21 protein-coding genes, 2 tRNA genes and 1 other RNA gene are annotated in these 21362 nt (G+C 47.7%); 13 read left to right on the top strand and 11 right to left on the bottom strand.

Annotated features, from left to right (window positions below):
* The first annotated feature begins 108 nt into the window (after positions 1 to 108).
* The gene (locus QXU03_04530; GenBank protein ID MEM2171006.1) at positions 109 to 1146 is read left to right on the top strand and encodes a PhoU domain-containing protein; all 1038 of its coding nucleotides are present in this window, start codon (positions 109 to 111) and stop codon (positions 1144 to 1146) included.
* 202 nt (positions 1147 to 1348) lie between these two features.
* Positions 1349 to 1450: transfer RNA gene (locus tag QXU03_04525), tRNA-Cys, on the top strand.
* 20 nt (positions 1451 to 1470) lie between these two features.
* On the opposite strand, the gene QXU03_04520 is transcribed toward QXU03_04525, so the two are convergent.
* Positions 1471 to 1677 carry a 5'-nucleotidase gene (locus tag QXU03_04520; protein MEM2171005.1) on the bottom strand — a complete coding sequence of 69 codons (207 nt, stop codon included), beginning with the start codon at positions 1675 to 1677 and terminating at the stop codon, positions 1471 to 1473.
* Positions 1678 to 1761: 84 nt separating this feature from the next.
* Here QXU03_04520 and QXU03_04515 point away from each other — a divergent pair, with 84 nt between their 5' ends.
* The 3 genes from QXU03_04515 to feoB all read left to right on the top strand — a co-directional run bounded on the left by QXU03_04515 (position 1762) and on the right by feoB (position 4832).
* Entirely contained in the window at positions 1762 to 2439 is a 678-nt protein-coding gene (locus tag QXU03_04515; protein MEM2171004.1) for a metal-dependent transcriptional regulator, read from the top strand.
* Positions 2440 to 2511: 72 nt separating this feature from the next.
* Positions 2512 to 2760, top strand: a complete 249-nt coding sequence (locus QXU03_04510) for a ferrous iron transport protein A (GenBank protein MEM2171003.1) — start codon at positions 2512 to 2514, stop codon at positions 2758 to 2760.
* Positions 2757 to 4832, top strand: coding sequence for a ferrous iron transport protein B (gene feoB, locus QXU03_04505; protein MEM2171002.1), 2076 nt, complete (start codon positions 2757 to 2759; stop codon positions 4830 to 4832). Before QXU03_04510 ends, feoB begins: the two co-directional genes overlap by 4 nt.
* Before the next feature lie 56 nt (positions 4833 to 4888).
* On the opposite strand, the gene QXU03_04500 is transcribed toward feoB, so the two are convergent.
* Positions 4889 to 4963, bottom strand: a tRNA-Arg gene (locus QXU03_04500).
* Between the two features lie 46 nt (positions 4964 to 5009).
* Positions 5010 to 5615 carry a proteasome subunit beta gene (locus QXU03_04495; protein MEM2171001.1) on the bottom strand — a complete coding sequence of 202 codons (606 nt, stop codon included), beginning with the start codon at positions 5613 to 5615 and terminating at the stop codon, positions 5010 to 5012.
* 144 nt (positions 5616 to 5759) lie between these two features.
* Between QXU03_04495 and QXU03_04490 the strand changes: the two genes are divergently transcribed.
* Both QXU03_04490 and QXU03_04485 read left to right on the top strand, forming a co-directional pair.
* Positions 5760 to 6374: a TFIIB-type zinc ribbon-containing protein gene (locus QXU03_04490; protein ID MEM2171000.1), complete on the top strand. Its 615-nt coding sequence runs from the start codon at positions 5760 to 5762 to the stop codon at positions 6372 to 6374.
* A gap of 272 nt (positions 6375 to 6646) precedes the next feature.
* Entirely contained in the window at positions 6647 to 7672 is a 1026-nt protein-coding gene (locus QXU03_04485; protein ID MEM2170999.1) for a GTPase, read from the top strand.
* Here QXU03_04485 and rtcA read toward each other — a convergent pair.
* From rtcA to QXU03_04465, 4 genes are all read right to left on the bottom strand, one after another.
* Positions 7647 to 8720, bottom strand: coding sequence for an RNA 3'-terminal phosphate cyclase (rtcA, locus tag QXU03_04480; GenBank protein ID MEM2170998.1), 1074 nt, complete (start codon positions 8718 to 8720; stop codon positions 7647 to 7649). The two genes, QXU03_04485 and rtcA, sit on opposite strands and share 26 nt — an antisense overlap.
* Positions 8686 to 9231 carry a nicotinamide-nucleotide adenylyltransferase gene (locus QXU03_04475; GenBank protein MEM2170997.1) on the bottom strand — a complete coding sequence of 182 codons (546 nt, stop codon included), beginning with the start codon at positions 9229 to 9231 and terminating at the stop codon, positions 8686 to 8688. Before QXU03_04475 ends, rtcA begins: the two co-directional genes overlap by 35 nt.
* Positions 9232 to 9274: 43 nt before the next feature.
* On the bottom strand, positions 9275 to 11215 hold the full coding sequence (locus QXU03_04470) for a beta-CASP ribonuclease aCPSF1 (protein MEM2170996.1): 1941 nt from the start codon (positions 11213 to 11215) through the stop codon (positions 9275 to 9277).
* Between the two features lie 95 nt (positions 11216 to 11310).
* Complete coding sequence (locus QXU03_04465) at positions 11311 to 11934, bottom strand: proteasome subunit beta (GenBank protein MEM2170995.1); 624 nt, start codon at positions 11932 to 11934, stop codon at positions 11311 to 11313.
* 80 nt (positions 11935 to 12014) lie between these two features.
* Between QXU03_04465 and QXU03_04460 the strand changes: the two genes are divergently transcribed.
* Positions 12015 to 13073, top strand: a complete 1059-nt coding sequence (locus QXU03_04460) for an NAD(P)-dependent glycerol-1-phosphate dehydrogenase (protein ID MEM2170994.1) — start codon at positions 12015 to 12017, stop codon at positions 13071 to 13073.
* A gap of 3 nt (positions 13074 to 13076) precedes the next feature.
* On the opposite strand, the gene QXU03_04455 is transcribed toward QXU03_04460, so the two are convergent.
* Positions 13077 to 13769 (bottom strand): peptidylprolyl isomerase, encoded by a 693-nt coding sequence (locus QXU03_04455; GenBank protein ID MEM2170993.1) that lies wholly within the window; start codon positions 13767 to 13769, stop codon positions 13077 to 13079.
* Between the two features lie 134 nt (positions 13770 to 13903).
* Here QXU03_04455 and QXU03_04450 point away from each other — a divergent pair, with 134 nt between their 5' ends.
* The 3 genes from QXU03_04450 to dnaG all read left to right on the top strand — a co-directional run bounded on the left by QXU03_04450 (position 13904) and on the right by dnaG (position 15627).
* Positions 13904 to 14131, top strand: a complete 228-nt coding sequence (locus tag QXU03_04450; GenBank protein MEM2170992.1) for an LSm family protein — start codon at positions 13904 to 13906, stop codon at positions 14129 to 14131.
* A 16-nt stretch (positions 14132 to 14147) separates the two neighbouring features.
* Entirely contained in the window at positions 14148 to 14336 is a 189-nt protein-coding gene (locus tag QXU03_04445; protein MEM2170991.1) for a 50S ribosomal protein L37e, read from the top strand.
* 79 nt (positions 14337 to 14415) lie between these two features.
* The gene (gene dnaG / locus QXU03_04440; GenBank protein MEM2170990.1) at positions 14416 to 15627 is read left to right on the top strand and encodes a DNA primase DnaG; all 1212 of its coding nucleotides are present in this window, start codon (positions 14416 to 14418) and stop codon (positions 15625 to 15627) included.
* On the opposite strand, the gene QXU03_04435 is transcribed toward dnaG, so the two are convergent.
* Positions 15605 to 18016 carry a DNA polymerase II gene (locus QXU03_04435; GenBank protein ID MEM2170989.1) on the bottom strand — a complete coding sequence of 804 codons (2412 nt, stop codon included), beginning with the start codon at positions 18014 to 18016 and terminating at the stop codon, positions 15605 to 15607. The two genes, dnaG and QXU03_04435, sit on opposite strands and share 23 nt — an antisense overlap.
* A gap of 70 nt (positions 18017 to 18086) precedes the next feature.
* Between QXU03_04435 and QXU03_04430 the strand changes: the two genes are divergently transcribed.
* Complete coding sequence (locus QXU03_04430) at positions 18087 to 19166, top strand: mRNA surveillance protein pelota (GenBank protein MEM2170988.1); 1080 nt, start codon at positions 18087 to 18089, stop codon at positions 19164 to 19166.
* On the opposite strand, the gene QXU03_04425 is transcribed toward QXU03_04430, so the two are convergent.
* On the bottom strand, positions 19134 to 19853 hold the full coding sequence (locus tag QXU03_04425; GenBank protein ID MEM2170987.1) for a DNA polymerase subunit beta: 720 nt from the start codon (positions 19851 to 19853) through the stop codon (positions 19134 to 19136). The two genes, QXU03_04430 and QXU03_04425, sit on opposite strands and share 33 nt — an antisense overlap.
* A 102-nt stretch (positions 19854 to 19955) precedes the next feature.
* On the opposite strand from QXU03_04425, the gene QXU03_04420 reads away from it, so the two are divergent.
* A complete protein-coding gene (locus tag QXU03_04420; GenBank protein MEM2170986.1) occupies positions 19956 to 21062 on the top strand; it encodes a M50 family metallopeptidase in 1107 nt (368 codons plus the stop codon).
* Positions 21063 to 21077: 15 nt separating this feature from the next.
* On the opposite strand, the gene ffs is transcribed toward QXU03_04420, so the two are convergent.
* Positions 21078 to 21352, bottom strand: an RNA gene (gene ffs / locus QXU03_04415) — signal recognition particle sRNA.
* Between the last annotated feature and the right edge of the window lie 10 nt (positions 21353 to 21362).

Genomic DNA, 21362 nt, shown 5'->3' with positions numbered 1-21362 from the left:
ATGGGTATAGCTAATGCCTATATAGTTGTATTTATAAGGTGCTTTATAATCATGATTAGTATAGCTAAGTACTATTAGACCGTATTAACATATGTGGGTAGACAATCCATGTCTAGAATAGAGAGAAGGCGTGTTCAAAGGACAGGTTCGTCCTCATTTATCATTACTTTACCGAAAGAGTGGGTAGAGGCCGTCAAACTCAAGAGTGGGGACTACGTAATCGTAGAAAAGCTTGGTAACAAGCTGATAATAACCCCGCCCTCGGCGGAGCCTTCACAACTTAAGATAACGATTAAGGTTCACCCTACGGTTACCGACGTGGCACAGGTATTTCGAAGCGTGCTAGGAGCGTATACATCAGGTTACAACATAATAGCAATTGTTTTCGACAAGTCTACCACCGAGTTAGCTAAATACATCAGCGACATTAAGAACCTGATCCGTGCAAAGCTCCCTGGAATAGAAGTAATTGAGGAAACGTACAACAGCGTGATGTTAAAAGTGTTACTCAATATTCATGAATTACCCTTAATGAGCGCAATTAGGAGGCTACACTTGATAGTGAATAGCATGCTCCAGGACTCCATAAATATGCTAAAAACTGGTGACTTGGGCATAGCATACGGCATTATACAGAGAGACGACGAGGCGGACAGATTCCACCACATGATTGTAAGAGAACTATCTACAGCGCTTCTTGACATAAGGATACAGCACGAGCTAGGAATAACAAACATTACAGAAATCCTAAGTTACAGGATTATAGCGAGAAACCTTGAGAGAATAGCGGATCACGTCGTTAATATCGCGAAAAGAGTTTTAGCCGTGAACGGGCTGAAAAACCCCGAACTCGTAAACGAGTTCTTGTTAAAAGACGCAGAGCTATTCAACAAGGCTATGAATGCACTCTACACCTGTAGCAGAAGAGAGGCCGAAGACGTCATCTCGGAAAGCAGGAAAATAGTTAACGAAATCGAGGATACCCTGTACAACAAAGTCCTTGTAGCGGCCGCAGACGCCAAGGAAAAGGTAACGGTAACGTTGATCCTAGACGGCGTGAAGAGGATTGCCAGGTACTCTAACGGCATAGCGGAAGCCGTGTTAAACATAAAAGTAGCTAAAACGAGCGAGCTTGACGTGAAGTAATCAAGATGCGATAACTGCAGATTAAATAACGTAAAACTATTTTACCCCGCTGTCAAAACATACTTATCGATATACCCCGGTACCCCTACGACACCTCCGCTGTACCGGAGGCAGGATGAGGAGGGGGCGGATTGCCCCATCCTCTCAGCCAGTCGACTTTTTTAGCTTTATAAAGTGGTAAAATGCAGTAGTATACATGGAAGCCGGGGTGGCCGAGCGGCCTAAGGCGGCGGGCTGCAGGGCTTATAGCTAACTAGGGGCTCAGATACCCGTTTTACCGCGGGTTCGAATCCCGCCCCCGGCTCTGCGTCGTTCTCCGCTCTGCTACTCGATGAACCTTACGTTTTGGCATTTAAGCTTCTTCAAAAACCCGTCAAGCTCGTTTAAAGGAATTTTTATGGTATAGAGGTATCTTGAGGTTCTAGCCTTAACCTTCGCCACTCCCTCCTTTTCCAGTTTAATGACTCTACACTCAGTTGCCCTCTCCGTGATCGCTATGAATTCCTCGGGGTTTGTGATTTCCTTAGGCACGCGTTATACACCTCTACTTCATGCTCTTATGCATTACGGCTTTTTAAATTCTATAGTGATTCTAGTAGTGTAGTAGGTGTACGGATGTCAAAGCCTAAAACGACGAGGGCCAGGCTCGAAGACTACTTAACCACGATATATAGGCTTGAAGAAGCCTTCGGATCCGCGAGGATCACCGACATATCTAGGGAATTAAAAGTTTCCCCTGCAACGGTTTCGAAGATCATAAGAAAGATGGAAGACGGGGACCTAGTTAGAAGAGAGAGGTATAGATACGTCAAGCTAACTAGCACGGGTAAAAGGATCGCAGAGGAGATTGTTCGAAAGCATAGAATAGCTGAGGTTTTCCTACTCAAGGTACTGGGGTTCAATGAGCTGGAGTCGCACCTTTACGCCCACCACTTGGAACACTTACCAGACATCATTATTGAGCGCATGTTTACAATTGTAAGTAAACCTGCGCTCTGCCCTCACGGTAATAGCATTCCAGGTGTAATTGGTAAGCGCGAGATCGAGGAACTCATGAACCTAAATAGTACTCGGAAAGGCCAGATATGTACTATTAAAAAAATCGCGGGCGAGTTTGCAGAAGTCCTCGAGTATATTTACAACGCGGGGATGCGGGTTTTCGATCCAATAGTCATCGTTGAGCACGCGAGTGAGGGAGTCGTAATCGAGTTGAAGGATAAACGACGGATTGAAGTTCCAAGCTACTATGCACGGTTTGTTTACGTCAGTTGCAGGTCCCTTAACGACGCGTAGCCTAGGGAAGAGTTTCAAAAATTTAGACGTGTCCAAATTTATAAAGTTCCCAGCCATAGGGTTTATCGAGAGGTGCTTGCTTTGCAAAACGCCACGAGCTTGGACCTCGTGAAGAGCGGTTCAAGGGCGGTTGTAAAGGAAATCTTACATAAGGGAGGTATTGCCCGCAGACTATACTATATGGGATTAACGCCTGGAACGGAGCTGGAAGTTGTTGCTAATAATGGGTACGGGCCAGTAGTTGTGAGGATCCGGGACATAGAAGTCTCTCTCGGGCGTGGAATAGCCAGGAGCATTCTCGTAGAGGTAATTAAAGAGTGAAGAGGCTACTTGTAGCGCTAATAGGTCAGCCTAACGTCGGCAAGTCCACGCTCTTCAACGCTATTACTCGTGGACACGTGATCGTAACGAACTGGCCTGGCACGACCGTAGAAAAGCACGAAGCCACCGTCACCTATGGTGATCACGAAGTCGTAGTAGTGGACCTACCGGGCGTGTACGGGCTGACGTACTCTACCCTCGAAGAAAAGATCAGCAGAGACTTCATATTGAAGGACAAGCCGGATCTCGTGATCGTCTTAGTGGACTCCTTAGCGCTGGAGAGGACAATGTACTTAGCGATAGAGGTGCTAGAGTTGACCGGAAAGGCAGTTGTAGCCGTTACAAAAGTAGATGAAGCTCACAGTAAAGGGATCCACATAAACTACGAACTACTCGAAAAAGCCCTTGGAGCCCCAGTGATCCCGGTCTCCGCCGTTAAGGGTCTTGGATTAAGAGAATTACTCAATAGTGTAGTGCGCTACGCTGAAGTAGAGAACAAACTGCTACTCGTAAATTACGGCGAGCTGAACACTTTCATAGAGTCATTAACCTCCATACTCCAGGAAGCTAACATTAAACTAAACTATCCACACCGATGGGCGGCAATAAAGTACCTTGAAGGAGACCCCGAAGTAACCAAGCAGCTTGAGGCTCTCGGTAAAGACCTTTATGAAAGGCTCAAAGGAATCAGGGAAGAAGCCATCAAGAGGTCCGGGCAAGACCTAGCTGCTTTGATGTCGAGGAAGAGATTCGAGTTTGTAGAGTCTATTGTAAGAGGTGCTGTAATAAGGAAGTGCATACAAACCCGCCGGGAAGGGAGGCTTTTGCGGGTGTTTTATAATCCATATTTAGCGCCATTGGTGTCCTTGGCGCTGTTAATATCGATCTTCGTGACCGTCTTCGTTGTAAATACCGGGTACCCGTTAACTGCATTATTTGAAAGCATGGGGTTACACCAAGCCTCTATGTGGTTAAGCGAGCACAGTCTATTTAGTATGATGGAACGCGCTCTAGAGGCCTTGTCGAGGGGTATTTATAGCATTGCTGGGTACACGACGATTTCACGATTTCTCGTAGAGGCTGTTCTAGGCGGAGTATCGGTGATACTGCTGTTCACCCCCTTAATACTGCTGGTCCTCGTCGTAATCGGCATGCTAGAGGATTCGGGACTGATGCCGCGAATAGCCGTGGGTTTACATGCACTAGCCCAGAAAGTGGGGCTTTCAGGCCATGCATTGCTTCCAATAACGCTTTCCTTTGGCTGTAACGTGCCCGGCATTCTCGCCACGAGGGCGACTCCTAATGAGGTGGAGAGGGTAAGGTTAGTAATGTTGCTTTCGTTCATTCCCTGCCAGGCCAGACTAATCATTCTCCTAGCTATTGCTAGTTCTCTCGGGGGCTTCGCGGGCGTAGCCCTTCTCCCACTGGCCTACGTAGTGTCCTTTACGGTTCTCATAATGATCAACTGGGTTCTCTATAAATTGGCTGAGAGGCTCGGCGAGGCCATTACCCCGGAAATACTCCTCGAACTCCCTCCAGTGCACAAGCCCATATTTAAGGTTGTCTGGTGGTACGCGTGGTTTCACTTAAAGCACTTCTTAGTCAAGGCGGGAATGGTGATCTTGGCGGCTAACGCCGTGGCCTGGTTCTTCGTGAACGCGAACCATAGCTTGCGGTTAACGGGAAGTGTAAATGAGAGTTTAGCCGCCACCGCGTCTCGCAGTATTAGTGTTCTTCTAGTGCCGCTTGGAGTGGTCGGTGATAATGCGTGGATAGTTGCATACGCGTTGTTAATGGGCTTTATTGCCAAGGAACTCTTTCTAACAACTCTAATTTCGGCGACAGGTACTACTACCGTGAAGGAGGCGTTCTCCGTACTCCAACTAACCCCAGCGTCGATCGTGGCGATGGCGGTGTTCGTGTCATTGTATGTTCCATGCCTCGCAACCATGGTGACCATGTACTCCGAGACGAAAAGCTTTAAACTAGTACTCAAATCGGTGCTATTAATAAACGTAACAGCGTACTTTACGTCTTTATTAGTATATAGTATCCTGAATTACATCGTATAGAGGACGTTGCACACCCCCTCAAAGTACGTGAGCCCAATAGATGGGTTTCAGCTCCGCGGGCCCGCCGGGATTTGAACCCGGGTCCTCCGGCTCCGAAGGCCGGCGCCCTATCCTGGCTAGGCGACGGGCCCTCTATTAAGCTAAATAGTAGGGGAGCGTATAGATATTCTTTAGCCTTTAACCGGCAGACGTCTTGAAGAGGTATTCCTTAGTGGTATAGCCTTGTTTCGTGAACACTACTAGGTCTACACCGTCGCCTGAAAGCACATCCCTTTCAATAACAGTTTTCACAGCTTCAATAGCGATCTTTTCTGCCTCCTCTAGCCCCAGCTCATCCTTGTACCTAGGCTCGATGTAACCTAGGGCTAGTTGTGAACCAGAGCCAACCGCGGCATAGCGCTCTTCTATTAAGCTACCCACCGGGTCTAGTATAAAGAGGGATGGTCCTTCCTCGTCGTAGCCACCTACAACGACTTCCGTGAACATTGGAAATAGTTTATAGCTGTAAAGTATTACTGATAGCAGTTTAGCTAACCCCCTCGTTTTAATCTCCCTACCGTACTGTAGCTCATAGTACTTGGCTTCGAGCTTCAGTAGCTTGGCTAGGTACCCTATGTCGCCCATTAAACCGGCGAACGCAACACCCGCCCTGCTAGTTATCGGGTAGACCTTCTTCGCCTGCTTACTGAGAACAAATCCGTTATAGGTAACTCTTTTCTCGCTAATTAGTACGACCCCCTCCCTCGTTTTTATTCCTATAGCCGTACCAGGTATGATGCTCAAAGCCCTCCCCTTACTAGCACAAGGGGTAAAAGAAGGTAAAATAGTTTACTTGAGGGAATACTTTCGGTAACCCCCGGGAGTGCGGTTCAAGTAGCGCCTGGCATAATAGTGGTGGTGCCTAAATAAAGGCAGACAGGTGATTTAGTGAAGTGTACTCATTGCGGCGGACTCTTAGTGTGGGATTATGAGCACGGCGAGGTAGTATGTAGTACGTGCGGTTTAGTACATGATAAGTTGACCTCACTAGAGCTACCTGATTACAGGACAGGTGCTAGTAACGTGGAGGTGAGCAGTGCGCGGAGAGGTACAAGAAGCCTTAAGCGAATACCCTCGAGAGAATACAGGTATAGGGCCGGGCTGTACGTGGAATGCCTAAGACTAACTAGGGGTAAGCCCTGGCTTGAAATAGACTTCGACAGGGTCTTCAAAACGGGCAGGTTTATCCACGCAATTACATCCAGGGCTTCATTAAAGGCCCTTAAGAACATTGAAGCGCACAATTACTGGAAAGACGTGAACGAGGGACTTAAGCACATCTACTCGATTAACCCCGCATACTTGACGAGGAGCGAGAGAAGCAAGTATGCGCTGGCATATATGGTAGCTGTAAGGCTCAAAACTGGGAGGTATCCGAGTAGGGAGAGAGTAGTCAGCGTATTCAATATCAGTGATACCAGTTACCGTAGGCTGTGCTTACTAGCTGAGAGGCTTTTAATGTTACATATGGGAAGAAATCGCAAAGAAGCACGTCTTGAATAGCTTAAACGTGTAAACATGGTTTTGTTTCCATCGATGTGCTTTGTTCTCACCGCATTAGCGCGTTAAAGGTATTGGAAGCTATCTTAAAAGCCCCGTATCGATGAAAGCCTGTGAGAGATGTCGAGGAAAGCATAACAAGGCTCTAAGCCTCGGCACCGAGTCCTAAGTATTTTAAGCTGCAAGAGTTCATTTCTATAGAGATGCCAAGCATTCGTGTAGTGGATTATATGAGTGCATTACATTAGCTAACTAAAAGAAGCCGCGTGGAGAACATGTTAACGAATCCTAAACGTCCCCGAGACTTCAAGAAATGTCACGTAAAGACGTACAGGGAGCTTTACGAGTACTTAAACGAAAACTTAAAGCGATTCCAAGCAATTAGAGGGGGGTCTTTCAGAGACCTCATGAAAAGGAAGTTCATGTATGTATACAGTGTTTTAAAGGGGGAACTAAGCCTTGTGCACCGTGTACTGCTCGAAATAAAGTCTTCTGGCGCCTTCTTCACGGAGCTCCTTGAAGCCTATGCCGGCGAAGACGTTGAGCGATTAGTATACCTAGTTAGAAGGCGGATGAAGCAGGCAGATATTATACGTAGAAACGTTGTCAAGGAATTCGACGAACTCGGTGAAAACGACCCGAGCGCGGTGGATGTTTTTAAAGCCGGCACAGGCAAGCTCTTGTCGTTATATAGGAGAGTTAATAGGAAAGTACTGGCGCTTAAAGAGTACTTGAGAGATATATCTAAAATGCCTGATGTCAGGGGAGACTATTCGGTAGTGATCGTCGGCTTACCCCAGGTTGGCAAATCAACGTTACTTTCAAAGCTTACAGTAGCGAGGCCTGAGATCGGGACGTACCCGTTTACGACGAAAACTATTGTTGTAGGTCACATGTTCGTTGAACCCTATGGCAGGGTAGTCCTCATAGACTCGCCGGGCATTCTTGACTCGCCTCTTGAGGAGAAGAACTTAATCGAGTACAAGGCTATCCTGGCAATAAAGCACTTAGCCGATCACGTGCTTTACCTGTTCGCGACGTATCCAGGCTTCTACTACACCTTAGCAGAACAGCTTAACGTTTATTACATGGTTAAAAGGGTCCTCGGAGATAGGCCCATCACGGTGCTCCTAAGTAAAGTAGACCTCCTAGACAAGGAGCAGATGTTGCGTACAATTAATGAGATTGAAAACTCGACTGGTATAAGGCCCATCCCCATTTCGGCTTTGACGGGTTTTAACCTAGATAAGGTACGCGAAATCCTAGTAAAGCACCTTACGGATAGAACCCGATACCGCTGATTGTCACTATCCCAGGCCTATTAAGCTCCCCATCCACTTTAACCTCCGCTCCGGGAATGAACACCTTTGCTATTTCGATTGCTGTAGTTAAGTGCGCGGTCACTCTGGCTACGCCTACTTTACTGGTACCTTGCGCTAAGAACATGTATGGTACTAGCATGTCACCCATGTGCCTGTCAAAAGCCATCCCCGTCTCGTAGTCCTCGATCAGCAGCTTAGCGGCTTCTTCGCCCACTATCTCGGCTGGTTTACCCTTTTCGCCTACGGAGTCGCCTCCCAGCCTTACGTCATGATCCGTCTCGACGTATACCGTTATACCACTTCCAGGACCTAAGTGGGGGTCTCGTTCTGGAGGGTAAGTTTCTAGCTCGATAATGGGCTCTACCTTAATTAACTTGCTCAGTATTCTCGTAGCAGAGTCGGCCTGCCTCCTAGCCACGTGGTGAGGTAGCTTCACGCAATGGCTAACAACGTACAGCTTCACCGGGTTTCCGCGCGAAACTTTATTTACTGGCCTTAGAGGATCCTTAACAGGCGTTACGTGGATTTCCACTAATCCCCCACCACGCGGGTAGTGTCCGCGCCTCTGCAACTTTATGTCTACACTCACGCCGAAGTGTTTAATGTTGTAACTGAATACGCGGATCATGTAGTCTATTGGAGGGCTCAGAGGTACGTCTGTGCCTCCCTTAATCGTCACCTTCGATTTACAGTTGCTAAATAAGAGTACTGGTAGGATCGCTTGTATTATTAGAGACGTGCTACCGGCGGTACCAATATTGAACTCGAAGTTCCCGCAACGCCTCTCCCTAGGCTTGAAAACGAGCCTCGTACTGCCCACGTGGGCGTTTTCTACCTCCGCACCGGTGAGCTCGGCGATCGCGTTAACCGCCGTTAAGTGTTGTGGTCTGAGACCCGGGTTACTTCTCTTGGCTCTAATGTTAAAGACCTCTACGGATTTAAGAGTCAGTGCTGATAATGCTAATGCATATCTCAGTATTTGCCCTCCTCCCTCACCCATGCTGCCATCTATTCTGAGAATGCTCATCTATGCACAGCCTCCTTACCCTTTCAACTCCTCTAATCTCATCGATGTACTCCGATACCTCAGGAGGCACGAGTTCCCTCCACTCGTCGCTACCAGATATCATTATGTTTCTTATCCTCGTTCCATGGTACCTCTCCGGTTCAACGAGCTTTATCTTCTTTACCTTAAACCCTAGCCATTCAAACAGGTAGAGTATCTGGGAATTGCCAGAAGCCACGGCGTCCACTCGTGGTACTAGTGAAAGTAGGTATGCGGTCCAAGCTAGTGGCATGTTTATATCTGATACGGGTATGGTCCACACCCTTCCAACGAGGTTGCCGTTTTTCACGACGCGGTATATCATTTCCCAGCGCTCACCAGCTGTAAAGGGGTTTTTACACGTGTAGCCCTCCTGTGCACTACCAATAGCTACAATTATTTCGTCAAATTCCTCGAGTAGCTGGGCAAGAGCGCTTTGGTGCCCTTTATGAAATGGCTGAAACCTCCCCGGAAAAAGCACTTTTTTACCCAACTAAGACACCTACTAGTCCAGCTTAGTAGAATTTACATACTGCTTATATAGCTGTTAGGTTTATGGAGTCGAGGTTTGAAGGCGCGTATATGTGTTGGACGAATTGCCTTATTTCGCGCGTTTTCTTTAGAAGTGTTGCTAGCGCCTCTATCGCGTTTTCCTCGCCGTGCTTTAAAATGACAACTTTCGGTTTCGGGTTTAGATCCTTAACATACGTTAAGAGCTCCCTCTGATCACTATGACCGCTGAACCCATCTATGCTGTAAACCTCCATCTGTACTTTAACGACTTCTACCTTGTTCTCCACTACTACGGGAATCTCCTTTACACCATCCTTTACAGCCCTGCCCAGGGTCCCCTCCGCCTGGTAACCTACAAATACGATCGCGTTGCGCGGATCGTTAGCGAGTAACCTAAAGTAGTCAACGGCTGGTCCTCCATTCAGCATACCGTTTGTCGCAATTATTATTGAAGGCCTGTCCTCGACTATATCCGGTCTGGCAACGGGCCCCTCTATTATTTTCACGCTATCTGAAATAAAGGGGTTTTCCCCGTTGTAGATCTCCTCTTTCACCTTCTTACTTAAACACTCAGGATATTGCATGTGTATTGCCGTCACCTCGTTGACGAGCCCCTCTACGTAGATGTTCACCCTCGGTATCAAGCCCTGCTCCATCGCGTTGTTCAGTATAAGTAGCATTTCCTGCCCTCTGCCCGCTGCAAATACCGGTATGAGGATTACGCCGCCGCGTTCAATGACTCTCTTCGCTATTTCCACTAACCTGGCTTCTGCCAGCGTTCTCGACTCTTGTAGCGTCGCTCCGTAGGTACTCTCCATGATCAATGCCTCTGCTCGCGGGAACGACGTGTGCGCTTTGTTTAAAAGCCTGGAGTCCGCGTATTTAAAGTCCCCAGTATACACGATGTTGTAGAGGCCCATACCGATGTGTAAGTGAATTATCGCGGATCCAAGCAGGTGGCCTGCATCATACATTGTTAACTTTATGTCGGGCGCGACATCAGTCACTTCCTCGTAATCAACTGTAATGGTGTGTAAGAGGGTTGAAACGATGTCCTTTTCCCCGTAAGGTAGGTACCTCCCCGATTTCTTTGAAACCTCTATTAAGTCCTTCAACATTATACTCATTAATTCTCGTGTCGGTTTAGTGACGTACACTGGGCCTCTATAGCCGTACTTGTACAGCAATGGTACTAAACCGACGTGGTCTAGGTGAGCGTGCGTTACAACTATCCCGTCAAGCTCGTCGATCTTTAGTGCATCTATTATTGGATAGGCCTTATTGGGGTCGCTCAACGCCCCCACGTTTATTCCAAAGTCTAGCAGTATCTTGCTTTCCCTAGTCTCCACGAAGATTGCCGATCTACCCACCTCTCTGAACCCGCCTAAAGCAGTTAACCTAACATAGTTGTTTCTATAAATCACATCCCTATGGACCCTTTCACCAAGAGACCTTAGAAAATCCAGCCTATACGTATTCTGCTTGAGTAGTACCGAGTTCACCTCCCTCAAGGTCTTGGACTCGAATGGCGTTATTCTAAGCGGTATCACTCTCCAACCGGTTTCCGCCAGTAACACGTTTCTAAACATGTTATTCTTGCCTATGAGGTGACCGGGCTTTTCAGCTTTAACTATGACCTCTCCGCTAGCTTCGTCGAAGAATATGCCGTTGGGGTCCAAGCCCGCTTCCTTGGGTGAATACTCGATTATCTTCTTCTTGGCTTCTTCAGGCGGTAGTCTAGCGTCCGGTGAAACCCTAATTACTATTCGTTTGCGCACTTTTTTCGCAATATTTTGGGCTAAGAGAGGGTATTTGATCAGTGCACTCCTGTTTTTAACGTATATTACTATGAAGGGGCCTTCAAACTCTATGCTGGATAGTTCAAGCTCTCCCGGCATCTCTTCCATTATGTTCTTTAGTAGCATTAACTTGCCTCTATCTAGTATCAGCCTACCTGATGCCACTTAAAACCCCTTTAGAGGACAGTGTGGTGCTGGCAGTTAGACCACACTATAATATGGAAATGGGCTTTTTAAACCTGAACCCACTGAAGACCTTACTAACTACTACTTATTAGTGTTTTTTTCAACGACACCGTTTTCTCGGAGACTACTCCCTCCCTGCCTATGACAACAATATCTACGCCTTCACCCGAGAACCCGTCTCTCATTAATGCTGTCGTGACGGCCTTGATGGCTAAGTCCACAGCATCTTCTACGTTGAGGTCATCGCGATAACCCGCTTCTAAGACTCCGAAAGCCACTGGCGAACCGCTTCCCGTAGCCATGTACTTCTCTCGCGTTACTGTACCATAGAGGTCTATGTAGTAGAGTTGAGGGCCCTCGTGGTCATAGCCTCCTAGTAGCAACTGGACTATGAACGGATACACTCGAAGGTACGTAGAGAGTAGTAGCGACATGTAGTTCGCCATGCTTTTTATACCAGGTGTTTTACCCATGTGTACTTCGTACTGCCTGGCGAAATACCTCGCGTTCTCGACGATGAACTGGGCATCCGCCACGAGGCCCGACATCGTCAACGCCGATCTACCAGTAATCCTCGCGATCTTTTTCACGTTCTTATGGTATATAGTGGGACCCGCCGTAGCCCTCTTATCTGCAGCTAGTACGACATACTCCCTGGAGGTAATACCCACGGTAGTGGTTTTCGACTCCAAGTTCATAGAAACACCTAGATTTAGCTAGGTTAGCTGGGTTTTTATTCTTGAATACCCTTGTGTTTAATGTAAGTGAGCTGGGCATTATGGGCGACGTGCACGAAATATTCCTCCCGAAGAAAGTCATCGTGGGTAACGGGGCAGTACGTAAAGTAGTAGAGGTGCTCGGGGACCTGAAAGTAGACGGGCTGAAGGTGGGGGTCATAACGGGTGAGAACACCTACAAAGCGGGCGGGCATGTAGTCGAGAACATGGTTAAGGACCTCGCAGAGGCGTACTTGTGGAAAGCCGAGGATCCTAGCGTTAAAACAGCCTCTCACATAGCGGAAGAGGTGGTGAAAAGGAAGGTAAATGTCGTAATCGGCGTGGGGGGAGGCAAGGCCATAGACATAGCCAAGTACGTGGCCTACGTCGCTAAGATACCCATGTTAAGCATTCCACTCGCTCCAAGCCACGATGGTGTCGCGAGCCCCTTTTCAAGCCTGAAAGGCGCCAATAGGCCTTACAGCGTATACACGACGGTACCCTACTCGATTATTGCCGATATAGAGCTGGTATCAAGGGCTCCGCGTAGGCTGGTGTTGTCGGGTCTAGGAGATCTTCTAGGGAAATTCGTGTCCGTGAGAGATTGGGCACTGGCTCATAGATTGCGGGGAGAATACTACGGCGAGTACGCTGCACAACTAGCGTTACTCAGCGCCAAGCACGCAATGAAGTATCACGAACTGATAGCATCCGCCACACCAGAAGGCATAAGAATACTGGTTGAAGCCCTAATCAGTAGTGGGGTTTCCATGTGCATTGCAGGATCTAGCAGACCGGCTAGCGGTAGCGAGCACCTCTTCGCTCATGCTCTAGAACTACTGGCACCGGGAAAGGCCCTACACGGCGAAGCAGTAGCTCTTGGAACGATAATAATGCTCTACATTTACGGTGACCCTCTGTGGAAGAGGATTAAGCGCGTTGCAAAGAAAGTTGGGTTACCGACTACCGCGAAGGATCTAGGAATACCGGATGAGGTGATAGTTAGCGCGCTTACAATCGCGCACACGATTAGACCTGAGAGGTACACCGTTCTAGGTGAAAAGGGGTTATCGGAGGAGGCAGCTGTGAAGGTTTTACGCGAAACCGGCATCATAGAGTAGTTTTTATGACTTCTTGAGCTCCTCTTGGTATACTAAAGTGGAAACGTCGTCTTTGAAGAATTCAAATATGTCCGAGGCTAGTGATAGCTTCGCGTAGCTTATGTTTTCGTGAGCTATGTACTTACCGGGTATCTTTATTATGAGCTTCCTCCCTTCAGGTTCATAGATTACTTCCACTTCGTTACCGGGTATTTTCAAATGCCTTACCGTTAACGCTCTAATCTTCTCGCTGAAATCTTCTAGTTTTTTGATGACCTTGACTTTATACACTAAGACCTTACCGGCTAGTGGATGATTGAAGTCCACTACAACCCTGCCTCCACTAATTTGCTTTATGAATCCGCGTGCTCCCCCGATCTCCACCACGTCACCCACGTTCACGCTGTACCCCCTTCTCTGGAATTCCCTTAAACTGAATACCTTAACTTTATTGGGATCCCGCTCACCGAAAGCCTTTTCGGGAAGTACCTCTATTTCCCGTTCCTCATTTTCACCCATCTTGGAAAGTTCTTCTTCCACGTACGCGTTCAGCCAGTTTTTCCCAAGTACTATTAGTGTTGGCCCGTAGATCCTGCTAGACTCGTAGACGTTTTCACGTTTTGCCAGCTCGGCGTCTGTTGTGTCTATTACTGTGCTCGTTTCCTTTACCCTTACCGTGTACTCTACGAGCAGAAAATCTCCTTTATTAAAGGGCACTTTTTCCACCTCTAACTACGCGTAACCGGTGTAGTGCTTTGTAATAACTAAGTGCACATGAGGTTAAAAGGTATTTTTTAATCCAGTAACGATATGTATGGAAATTAGTAAGTATGCCTGCCAGGTGTTAAGTATTGAGCGATACTGCGCACAAGATACTCGAAGAGAATATAGGAAACACGGTGCTAATTAAAACAAGAGAAGGAATAGCATTGAGAGGGAGGCTTAAAAGCTACGATCAGCACCTTAACATAGTGCTGGAAGGTACAGAGGAGATAAGGAAAGACGGCTCGTCGAGAAAGCTCGGAACTGTCGTTATTCGGGGGGACAACGTAATCCTGATCTCACCCATAACTGAGTAGGCTACCGGTGACTTCAATGGTCAAGGGTACTACGAGCTTCGGTAAGCACGGAAGAAGTAAAACACACATAAGATGTAGGAGATGTGGAAGACGTAGCTTCAACGTTGCAAAAGGTTACTGCGCGGCGTGCGGTTTTGGGCGAAGTAGAAGGATAAGGAAATATAGCTGGCAGAATAAGAAAGTAAACAGAGTCCGAATAGTGTAACGAATTAAAGCCTCTAATACCCTATACCGAAAAAGTAGTGGTGTTGGTTTTCGTGTCCCTTCTTGAAGGTGCGTCATCCATGGCAAAATACCTGATCAGGGCGCGGATATCAGTAGATGGCGTAGTCGAGAAGCACGACATCATTGGAGCATTATTCGGTCAAACAGAAGGCTTACTTGGTAGCGAGTTCGACCTACGAACACTACAAGACAAAGGTAGACTAGGCAGAATAGTCGTAAACACTAAGGTGCAGGGTAACAAAACCATTGGCGAAATACTGATACCAAGCAACCTGGACCGTATTGAAACAGCATTACTTGCCGCTATGATTGAAACAGTCGAGAAGGTGGGGCCCTACGACGCCGAGGTGAAAGTAACCGACATACAGGATCTCAGAATAGAGAAGATTAAGAAGATCGTGGAGAGAACGGTGGAGATCCTCAAAGTGTGGGGCAAGGAAAAGACCCCTGACCTTAAGGAGGTTGTTAGAAACATTCAAGAACAGCTAAAGGCGCCGGAACCAATGCCCTATGGCCCTGAAGGATTACCCGCAGGCCCAGATATTGACAAGAGTGATGCCATAATAGTCGTTGAGGGTAGGGCTGATGTAATTAACCTGCTAAAATACGGTTACACGAACGTCATAGCACTTGGAGGTGCCCGAAGGGTACCAGATACCATTAAGAACCTAGCGAGTAAAAAGAAGATCGTTTTACTGATCGACGGCGACCACGGAGGGGACCTGATCTTAAAGGAAGTGCTTAGGACACTAAAAGTAGACTACGTAGCCAGGGCACCTCCGAATAAAGAAGTCGAAGATTTAACCGGCAAGGAGGTAGAGGAGGTTCTCAGCAAGTCTCAAGCGGTATTCGAGTACCTAGAGGAGAAGGTAAGAAATGGTGATAGAGAGGCAGAACTCCTCTTACAGGTTCAGAGAAAACTCCACAAATTACCCGAAGAACTGGTTGAAACAGAGACCATAACCATCCCTAACGCGGTTGTTGAAGCAATTAAAGGTATTCAAGGTACCCTAGAATCAATACAGTACCTCAGTGACTGGAGTGAAGTTAAGAGATTGCCGGTGAAGGACCTCGTCACGGACTTGGAGTCAGCGGAGCCGGAAAAAGTAAAAGTGTATGCAGTAGTAATGGACGGTATTATAACGCAAAGGCTCATAGATACGGCTTCAAGTAAGAACATAAAGCTACTCATCGGAGCCCGAGTAGGCAAGGTTCAATATAAGCCTCAAAACGTGACAATAATAACCTTTAATGAACTCTTGAACTACTAGGCTTTTTACCGGCGTAGTCGAACAGGCTCTTCCTACCGGTAGTAGCTTTCTTCAACTGCATATCCGTCACGCCGAAATACTCGAGTATTCTGAGAGCGGCCGGTACTATTTGGTGATCTACGTAGTAGTTGTAGTCGACGTTTCTAGGGTCTTTCACCAGCATGTAGGGTTCTGCCCTCTCCGATATCTTGCCAGTACCGCGCACTATAACGTAACCCACTTTGTCACCAACCCCGATTCTAAACCCGTATCTTAGCATCTTCTTCGCTACGTTGACGTGGGGGGTTTCCGCGTCATATTCCTCTATAGGCTTCGTGAGGGTTTTCCATATTATTAGCTTCTCTATCGGTATTTTGCCCTGCGCGAGGTCTGAGAGAACGCTCCTCACGTAATCCACCGCTTTAGCGACACTGCCTTCTTTGAGGAGTATTTCTGTAACTTTTTCCTGGACTTCCCTGGCTATTTCGGCCCAATCCCCTCTTACGGCTTCGAAACCAACAATGTCCATTCTCCCATCACCTAAGATGCCGGCGTACCTTTTCTTAGCCTCGCTGAAGAACACTCTCTTGTACACTTTATCGATCTTTATTTCAAATCCGAGCTCGTTTTCCACGAGCTCTATGAAGGCCCTGCTCGTATCTGGCTGATACGTGATGAAAAGGGAATCGGTGTCCCCGTAAATGACCTTGAGTCCGAGGTTGCCCGATATTTCGATGGCTTTCTTAATCAACTGCCTACCCCAGGCTGTTACAGCCTCTGCGCACTCGCGGCAATACCACCTTGCGCCAGCCCAGCCCATATAGCCGTATGTCGCGTTCGCGAGGATCTTTATAGCCCTCTGCCTTTCATCGAGTAACCTGTACTCGTAAGAGTCGGGGGAGTATCTTTTCATCTCTTCCCTAATTTTCCTTCTAAGCTCCAGTAGCATAGATAACACGCTCTTGAAGAATCCAGGTGGTGATTTTCTGAAACAGTGCCCCACTTCGGGCGCCACATAGTACTCCTCCTCGTTACATAGTTCCCCGACGGTAATAGTATCGGGTCCCACATTGTATTTTATCATTATGCTCGGATACATGCTGGTGAAGTCTAGTACGGCGATGTTTTCGTGGATGCCAGGTACGGGCTGGAGCACTACGGCGCCTTTATAGGGTTCGGCCTCACGCTCTTCTCTGTTAGGCATCAGCTCGTTTCTCCTATAAGCCTCGTACATTAGAAACCACTCTAACCTATAACCAACGCTCGCCGCACCTACCTGATCGAGCGGTAACCTTGTCACGTATGAAAGCTGCATTGCAAAAGGCAGGAACTTTTCTCCCAAACCCATTGTGGATTTTACGTCGTCAAGGTTGTACTTTAGTAGGATGTTGCGCTTTTCTGGGTCATTCCAGTATTTGGGAATTTCCGTATAATCTATTAAAACCCTTTCTTCGCGCTTCATCACGCCGAGATAATCTGCCACGACATCGAGGCTTTTCAACTTTATTTCGGGAATTTCCTCGGCGAAGTTTAGTAGATCCACGTTTAACCTGCCTGGCACGGAGACGTGTCCGTATGTGCTGAGTGAGGGCGGGGTACCAATTCTTCTACCAACATCTAGCTTCAAGCCGTTGATCTTCGCCCGTTCGAGTAAATAGGGCCAATCGAACAGATTGCTATTGTAGCCGAGTATTATATCAGGATCAATCTTTACAACGTACTCGGAGAACTCGCCTATTACCTTTCTGTCATCTAACCCCTCTGAGACGAACTGCTCAATGGCGCCGTTGTTCGTAATCGTGCCTATGATTATCACGGGATCACGCTCAGTTTTCGGGGAACCGTGCTCGGTGTACACCTCTATATCGATTGCCAATACCCGCAGATCTTTTGGTGGAGTAGCGTTTTCAAGCGATTCTACGCCTCCGGCGACTTCATACTCATCATCCACTCTAAAATGCCTCGTATGCTTTAGCCTGCTAGCTTTTGCCTTGTGCCATCCGCAAGGTCTGAGACCCTTATCGAGTATGTACCGCATACTGAACCTGATGTCTGCCTCAACTACCTCTTTCACGCCACTAATAGTCCTTATTTTCTCGCGGTATTTTCTAACAAACTCTGGAATAACTGTTACTACTTTCACAGCCTTAACGGGCCTCCCGTAGTAGTACCTGTCTTCCACTTCTGCCCTAATTATGGGGGACGAAGGCTCTGACAGCGCTTTTATTCTACTGGCAACTCCTTGAACATCGCTATCGCTTTGTAGAACTACGTAAAAGTACGGTCTGAAAGAACGGTCACGTAGTACGATCCGCCTACCGTCGCGAGTAATTCCCCACATAATTATGTGGGGTTCACTACTTACCACTTCGTAGGTTACATCGAGCAAGTAAAATTCGAGTTCTTCCATGCTTGACTCCTTTAAGTGAATAATTGTTTAAGAACCTGAAAAACGCTAATTCATGTGGAATGGTGTTTTAATGAGAATACTGGAGGAGGATTACAAGCGAGGCTGGGTTAAACTCCAAGTTGAAACCTTAGATGACTTATGGGTACTTTACAACGTCTTGAGGGAGAACGATACTGTATACGCTAAGACAACGAGAGAAGTTAAGGTAGGTGACGGCTCACCGGGCTCTAGGGTACCAATGGTACTGGGGTTAAAGGTAAAGAATGTTGAGTTTCAACAATTTAGTAGCAAACTCAGAGTTAAGGGGGTAGTGGTCGAAGGGCCCGAAGAGTACGGTGTAAAGGGGAAGCATCACACTTTCTCAGTCGGGGTGGGGGACGTAATCACGGTGGTGAAAGAACGGTGGGATGAACACGAGCTGGAGTTTATCCGCAAGCACGCTGTAAGGAGGGGCTCAGTACTGATTTTATCAATAGATTTTGACGAGGCGTGCCTCGGCGTCCTGAGCGAGCAGGGTGTCCGGCATGTTTGGGAGGGTACTCTAAATCTACCAAGTAAGCTATACCACGTAGACTACGAGAAGTTATTGAGAGATTTCATTACCGAAGTCGCCAAGATAGTGCTTGAAATCGCGAAAAGAGAAGATGTAAAAGCTATTTTAATATCGGGACCCGGCGAGATCAAGAACTACGTTAAAACGGAACTAGCCGATAAGACAGAGTTACCCGTGTACTCGGACTCCACATCTACGGGTGGATGTCAGGGATTAAATGAAACTTTAAAACGAGATACCATTAAACGAGTAATTGGCGAGCTGGGGGTCTTGAAAGCAAGGAGTATTCTAGAAGAATTCAAAGAGCTGCTCGTCAAAGATCATGACATGGTCTCCTACGGACTTCGTGAAGTGTTCGACGCGTCTCTAATGGGCGCGGTTAAGAGCCTCGTGGTAGTAGACGGGTTACTAAGAACACCTAGTGATGAGGAAAGGAACATGCTGTTTGAAGCCCTCAGGCAGGCCCATCAACACGGCGCAGAGGTGGTGATTGTCCCCGGCAAGAGTGATGTGGGCTTGGAACTTGAGGGTTTCGGGGGCGTGGTAGCTATTCTCAGGTTTAAGCTACACAAGACCCGAGTAGATCTTACGGAGTAATGGGCGTTCTCGGAACAACCGTTCAAGCCCCTCTTCGAACGTCTCGCTCGGAGATAACGCTATTTTCGCAAATATACCAGTTCTACCCACTTCGTCTCTTCTAGTCAGCACTTCCACTCTTTCGCGTACAACGCTGACGCTAACGCCGAGAATCCTCGCAACACGATCCTCGTATCCGATAACGGGCATTTCCAGGTGACCGCGATTCGTGGGCACGATTAGTGTAAGGGTTTTATTGACTCCTGGAACCCTCTTATCCTCCATGAGCTCCCTGTAAGTTAAAATGCCACCATACCTGTAAAACTCGATCTCGCTTGACTTGAAGTCAACTAGGGGGAAGCTCAAAGTTACGCGTTCTTCCTCGTCTAGTGCAATGTACGCCTTAAGGGTGGTTGTAGGCGTTGCAGCCACGAGGTATCTAGCATAAGGTTTTAGTCCCCCCTCTTCTAGGACCAGCTCGACCAGGTATCCTGGAATCCTACGTGGTATAACAATGTCTATATCGCTTTTATCGTAAACGTCGCCTCTAGCAACACTGCCGTGAAGCCACGTTTCAATACCCCTCTCCGCAAATACGCTCATTACCCTACAAGCTTCTCTTCTAAGCCCTTTCAGTAGGTTCCAGTGATCTTCGCTGTAAACAACCTCCCGGAACTCTGGGCTATATCTAACTTTAACCCTAGACACGACAGGCGTTCACCATTTGAAAACCTCTTAAACACCGTATTTAAGTAATTACTGGGGATTTGAAACGGTATAAGGGTACATATACTTGCTGGTGTTGTGTTCATGGACGTCCCGACGTTTGTGGTGATAATTGGGCTAGTATGGCTTATCTTAAACCTGGTTTACAGGGTTTTCACGAGGTTCTTTAAGACGAGAACTGCAAGTCTGAGTTTAAAGTATGGCGTGTTGCTAATAGTTAAAAAGCGCTACGAGGGAAGGCCCCTTCCAGCCGGGAGGAGGGCACCTATATATATCTGCATAGCCCTGTACGCGGTTTCACTGTCGCTAGCGCTATTCACACTTATAGGGATGATACATGCTGGAATATTCGCGGGTACTCGAAGCGCGGTAATACTCATACCGGGATTAAATATAAGCGGTGAAGACCTCCTATACTTCTTACTCGCGGCTGCAATAGGCATCGTACTGCACGAATACTTACACGCCAGGACGTCTCTAAGTTCGGGCATACCGGTAAAGTCGTTTGGTGTCGCGTTACTACTGATCATGCCGGCCGCGTTCGTGGAAATAGACGAGGAAACTTTTAAGCAGGCGAGAAAGAAACTGAGAGTAACCGTGCTGGCGGCGGGCGTCGCCGCAAACCTCGTGGTTGTTTTGCTCTCAATGGTGGTGTTAGGTCTGATAACGACGAATAGCGGTTTTATGATCACGGATGTTAGGGAGAATGGCCTAGCCTATAGATCTGGGCTCAGGCCTTACGACGTAGTTTACAAAGTAAATGGAACGGACGCGACCTTCAACGTTCTGGGGACCTTGATCGAGTACTTGAACAGTAATGAATCGCTGGTATTCGTGCTAGAGGTATTCCGCCCTGGACTAGGCTACATGAACCTAACGCTCATCAAAGAGCCACCCGATAACAAACTCGGCGTGACGCTTTACTGTAACCAGCTATCTAAGACCTGTATCGCGCCGTCCAAGAACATCGTAAGCTTAGTAAATGCGGTAGCGTTCTTGACGCTTCACAGGATATTTTCGTGGATTTACGTAGTAAACTACAGCTTACTGATCTTGAACTCCCTTCCCCTATTTATAACCGATGGCGGAAGGATATTTAAAGAGCTATTAGGAGAAAGGCTAGGCAACGCGGTAAACACTGGCATACTGCTAATTCTACTAATAGCATTCTTGGTGAGCGTGAGAATATAGCTCACTTAGCCCGCAGGCAGAGCCCCGCACCGTGTATAAGGCCATACACCAGAGCCGTCTCACGGCGGCTTCCCCCGGTGACCCATGAACGCTAGCGTCCAGGGTTAGGTTGCTCCCTTCCGGGCCTGGCCGGGTTCCCCCAGCTAAGGCGGTTCACCCTCCCTTTCCAGAGAGGGCTCCGCCTCCGCCAGCCCCATGGGGCGGAGTTCATAGCCTGCACGTGAGGGATGGTGTATGGCCTTATACACGGTACGGTTATCTGCCCTGGCATACCAGGGCCTGCCCCTGCCTGCGGGCTAT

The sequence above is a fragment of the Desulfurococcaceae archaeon genome, from assembly GCA_038845865.1.
Taxonomy (GTDB): Archaea; Thermoproteota; Thermoprotei_A; order Sulfolobales; family Desulfurococcaceae; genus UBA285.
This window is presented reverse-complemented; position numbering and strand designations above follow the sequence as displayed.